Genomic DNA, 4,441 nt, shown 5'->3' with positions numbered 1-4,441 from the left:
CCGGGTGCGTGTCAGGGCCGAGCGGCGCGGAGGCGAAGAGGCTGCACAGGGTGAAGAGACAGGCGCCGAGGCTCACGAGGATGTGGGTGCGCAGGCCGGCATCCTGCCCGCGCAGCTCTCGCTCGAGGCCGAGCGCGAACGAGAGCCCGAAGGCCAGCAGGAGCCGGAGGACGGCGGTGGTCTCGTCGATCAACAAGGCCCGCTACTCCCCGAGCTCGATCTTCTCGTCGACATCGGCGTCGTTGAGCTGGGGGCGGGGCAGGGTGTCGAGGGTGGCGCTCAGGAGGCGGAAGGTGGGCGCGACGTAGGGGGAGACGTCGGGGCCGAGCTCGCTGGTGTACTGGGCGATGAGCTCCTGGTAGCGCTCGTCCTCGGAGGGCCAGCTCCCGGCGGCCTCGGCGCCCCAGACCTCCTGGCCGTCCCGGCAGCGGATGAGCCGGGCATTCACCGAGGCCTCCAGCCCCTTGCCGGTGCGCTTCACGTCGGGGGAGAGCCAGAGGACGCCCTCGAGGTTCTCCACGCACAGGCCCTTGAAGGAGGTGTCCTCGGGGCTGCCGTCGAGGGCGACGTTGGAGCGGGCGATGAAGTCGCGGTTCTGGTTGACGTAGCGGCGGGCGACGAGGCTCCACAGCTGGCCGACCTCGGGCTTGCCGTCGGGGAAGGGCTGGGTCACCACGACCAGGCGCTTCACCTGGGTCTTGTCCACCGTCTCGTAGTCGGGACGGATGTGGCTGCGCTTCACGGTGGCGCAGCCCGAGAGCAGCGCGAGTCCCAGCACGAGCACGAGTCGGTTCATCGTCGGAGTCCTCTCCCGGTCCCACTCCCGGCGCGGGAGTGGGGCGCCCGTTTCTACACCACGCGAGGGGAGGAAACGCACGCCCTCGCGTGGGCCGTTCACTGCACGGCCATCACCACCAGCTTGGACACGCCGTAGACGAGCACGGCCATGAGCGCGGCGGCGGGGATGGTGAACACCCAGGCCCAGATGATGCGGCCGGCCACGCCCCACTTCACCGCGCGCCAGCCCTTGGTGGCGCCCACGCCCACGATGGCGCCGGTGATGGTGTGCGTGGTGGAGACGGGGATGCCCAGCTTCGCCAGCGCGATGATGGTGACGCCACCGCCCGTCTCCGCCGCGAAGCCGCCGATGGGCGCCAGCTTGGTGAGGCTGTGCCCCATCGTCTTCACGATGCGCCAGCCACCGAAGAAGGTGCCCAGGGCGATGGCCGCGTGGCACGAGATGATCATCCACCAGTCGATGTGGAAGGGCCGGTCCTTCCAGATGGTGCCGAAGAGCACCACCGCGATGATGCCCATCACCTTCTGCGCGTCGTTGGTGCCGTGGCTGTAGGAGAAGATGGCCGAGGACACGAGCTGCAGGCGCCGGAACCAGGTGTCCACCTTCAGGGGCGTCTGCTTGTGCACCGTCCACGTGCTCGCCAGCATCAGCGCCGTGCCGAGCAGCATGCCGATGAGGGGCGAGAGCACGATGAAGGCGGCGATCTTCGCGATGCCCGAGCCCACCAGCCCGGCGAACCCGAGCACCGGCAGCGTGGCGCCAATCATCCCGCCCGCCAGCGCGTGCGAGGACGAGGAGGGCAGGCCCCACCACCACGTGAGCAGGTTCCACGCGATGGCGCCCATGAGGGCGGAGAAGATGACCAGCAGCACGGCCTCCGGGCCCTGGGCCTTGAGCAGGTCGAAGTTGATGATGCCCTTGCCCATGGTGTTGGCCACCTTCACCCCACCGCCGAACGCCGCGATGAAGTTGAAGAAGGCGGCCCACGCCACGGCCAGGTTCGGCGACAGCACGCGCGTGGACACCACGGTGGCGATCGAGTTGGCCGCGTCGTGGAAGCCGTTGATGAAGTCGAAGACGAGCGCGACCGCGACGATGAGGATGACGGCGGTGAGCAGCATCTCAGGAGTGCTCCAGGACCACGCCCTCGATGACGTTGGCCACGCCCTGACACTTGTCCGTGGCCGTCTCGATGAGGTCGTAGATCTCCTTCCACTTGATGATCGTCAGCGGGTCCGCGCCGCTCTTGAAGAGCCGGCCCAGGCCCGCGCGCAGCGCCTCGTCCGCCTCGCTCTCCAGGCGCTTGATCTCCTTGCAGCCGGCGAGGATCTGGTCGGGCTTCTTGATGAGGCGCAGCGCCGCCACCACTTCCCGCACCTTCTCGGCGGAGAGCACCAGCAGCCGCGCCAGCTCGGTGGCGTCCGGCAGGCTCGATTCAATCTCGTAGTAGTGCAGCCGGGCCGCCGCCGCGTTGGTCAGGTCCAGCACGTCGTCGATGCGCGAGAGCAGCGAGTGGATCTGCCCCCGGTCGAACGGGGTGATGAACTGCTGGTGCAGCCGGTTGAACGCCGTGTGCGTCACCTCGTCGCCCTTGTGCTCCACGTCCTTGAGCGCCTGGACGCGCGCGGGCACGTCCCGGTAGTCGCTCAGCAGGGCGTGCAGCATGCGCGCCCCCTCCACCGTCACGGCACACTGCTTATCGAAGTCGTCGAAGAACTCGTCCGACTTGGGCATCAGCTTCTCGAGCATCGTGCTTCTCCTCGGGAGCCACTCCAGTGGGCCGGAGCAGCGGGCGGACGTGACACCGAAGTGACCCATCCGTTGCAAAAGGTGACTACCTCACCTGGAAAGAAGTGCCAGCACGAAAAAAAGCCGTGCTGGGCGGATCTCACGGGGCCTGGAGGAGCGCGGTGACCCGCGCCACCACCTCCTGCACCTTGAAGGGTTTGAGGATGACATCCACCCCTCCGACCCGGCTGTGCGCATCCGGACGGGCGGAGAGGACGAGAAAGCGCAGGTGGCGGGTGGCCGGGTCCGCCTGGAGCTGGCGGTGCACCTCGGCCCCGTCCATGTCGGGCAGCATCAGGTCCAGCAGGACGAGGTCCGGGGGCGTCGAGCGCGCCTTCTCCAGGGCCTCGGTCCCCGTGTGAGCCAGGGTGGTGGAGAAGCCGGCCCTCCCCAGGTTGTACGCCAGCAGCCCCGCCAGATCCGGCTCGTCATCGACGATCAGGATGTGCGGCATGCTGGGACTGTAGACGGCTTGCCGCCCCCGGCCCGTGACGTTTTCGTGACATGCGGGCCGGGGTGGGGCGCGCTCAGACCTTGTAGAGCAGGTCCATGTACTTCTTGAGCAGGTCGCTCAACAGCCCCCGGAAGGGCACCGTGGCCGCCATGCCATAGACGGGCGCCATCGTGCCCTTCTCGCTCGGGTGGGCGCGCACGTGCTCGACGGCGGCCCGCAGGTCCGTGAGGAAGCGCTCGACCACCCCGGGCTGCGTGTGCCGCTGGGTGACGCAGAGGTGGACGGCGGGCGGCTTGTGCAGGCCGTTGAGGTTCCAGCCGCTCGCGCTCATCCGCTCCATCACCTTGTAGATGTCCAGGGTGCGCGAGCCGAAGGCGATGACGAAGAGCGGGTCCCCGAGCACGTGCAGGTCGGGGAGGTCGCGGATGCCGCGCTTGATGGCGTCCGCGGCCTCCAGGATGCGGCGGGTGGCGTCGAGGTAGCCCGCCTCGCCCGTGGAGACGAGGGCCGCCCAGGCCGCCGCGATGAGGGCGCCGGGCCGGCTGCCGGAGAAGGTGGGGGAGAAGTAGATGCCGCCGGGCCACTCGGTGGCGGTGAAGTACTGGTGCGAGCGCAGCTCGGTGCCCCGGTACAGCACCACGGAGGTGCCCTTGGCCGCGTAGCCGAACTTGTGCGTGTCGGCGGACATGGACGTCACGCCGGGCAGCCGGAAGTCGAAGGCCGGCACCGGGTAGCCGAGCTTCTTCGCCCAGGGCAGCACGAAGCCGCCCAGGCACGCGTCGGTGTGGAAGCCGATGCCCCGCTTGCGCGCCAGCTCCGACAGCTCCTCGATGGGGTCGATGACTCCATGCGGGAACGACGGCGCCGAGCCGATGATGACGAGGGTGTTGCGGGTGAGGGCCTTGCGCATGGCCTTCACGTCGGCGCGGTAGTCCTCTCCCACCGGCACCCGGACCATCTTGATGCCGAAGTAGTGCGCGGCCTTGTCGAAGGCGGGGTGCGCGCTGGTGGGGGCGACCATCTCGGGCCGGGTGATGCCCTTCGTCGCCCGCGCCCAATCCCGGTACGTCTTCATCGCGAGCATGATGCTCTCGGTGCCGCCCGAGGAGAGGGCGCCGCAGATGTGCTCCTCGGGGGCCCTGCCGGCGTTGGCCTCGGCGGCGCCGAGCATGTTCGCCGTCATGGCCACCACCTCGGCCTCGAACTTGGTGGCGCTGGGCCAGAGGTCCGAGTGCAGGGGGTTGCTCTGCGAGTGGGTGGCGTACACGCGGTTGAGGAAGTCGATGTGCTCGGAGTCGCCGTGGTACACGGCGCCCGACACGAAGCCCTCCTTCCAGCGCTCCTCCTCCTTCGTCTTCAGCACCTCCATCTCGCGCAGCACCTCCTCGTGCGAGAGGCCC

At 68.9% G+C, this 4,441-nt stretch carries 6 protein-coding genes; all 6 read right to left on the bottom strand.

Annotated elements, in window-relative coordinates; translation table 11 throughout:
• The coding region (locus VF697_RS05845) for an MgtC/SapB family protein (RefSeq protein ID WP_414641247.1) at positions 1–196 on the bottom strand (196 nt) is incomplete at its 3' end.
• Positions 197–202: 6 nt separating this feature from the next.
• Positions 203–796 (bottom strand): MXAN_6521/LA_1396 family lipoprotein, encoded by a 594-nt coding sequence (locus VF697_RS05840; protein WP_331092495.1) that lies wholly within the window; start codon positions 794–796, stop codon positions 203–205.
• Between the two features lie 98 nt (positions 797–894).
• Positions 895–1,920: an inorganic phosphate transporter gene (locus VF697_RS05835; protein ID WP_331092494.1), complete on the bottom strand. Its 1,026-nt coding sequence runs from the start codon at positions 1,918–1,920 to the stop codon at positions 895–897.
• A 1-nt stretch (position 1,921) separates the two neighbouring features.
• Positions 1,922–2,548, bottom strand: coding sequence for a DUF47 domain-containing protein (locus VF697_RS05830; protein WP_331092493.1), 627 nt, complete (start codon positions 2,546–2,548; stop codon positions 1,922–1,924).
• Between the two features lie 139 nt (positions 2,549–2,687).
• Entirely contained in the window at positions 2,688–3,041 is a 354-nt protein-coding gene (locus tag VF697_RS05825) for a response regulator transcription factor (RefSeq protein WP_331092492.1), read from the bottom strand.
• A 73-nt stretch (positions 3,042–3,114) separates the two neighbouring features.
• A partial coding sequence (locus tag VF697_RS05820; RefSeq protein ID WP_331092491.1) for an aminotransferase class V-fold PLP-dependent enzyme occupies positions 3,115–4,441 on the bottom strand: 1,327 nt, incomplete at its 5' end.

It is taken from the genome of Archangium sp. (genome assembly GCF_036388035.1).
Taxonomy (GTDB): Bacteria; Myxococcota; Myxococcia; order Myxococcales; family Myxococcaceae; genus Archangium.
This window is presented reverse-complemented; position numbering and strand designations above follow the sequence as displayed.

Excerpts from the sequence above, each read along its gene's own strand:
- VF697_RS05830 (WP_331092493.1), bottom strand. The coding sequence starts at position 2,548 with ATGCTCGAGAAGCTGATGCCCAAGTCGGACGAGTTCTTCGACGACTTC.
- VF697_RS05840 (WP_331092495.1), bottom strand. The coding sequence starts at position 796 with ATGAACCGACTCGTGCTCGTGCTGGGACTCGCGCTGCTCTCGGGCTGC.
- VF697_RS05825 (WP_331092492.1), bottom strand. The coding sequence starts at position 3,041 with ATGCCGCACATCCTGATCGTCGATGACGAGCCGGATCTGGCGGGGCTG.
- VF697_RS05835 (WP_331092494.1), bottom strand. The coding sequence starts at position 1,920 with ATGCTGCTCACCGCCGTCATCCTCATCGTCGCGGTCGCGCTCGTCTTC.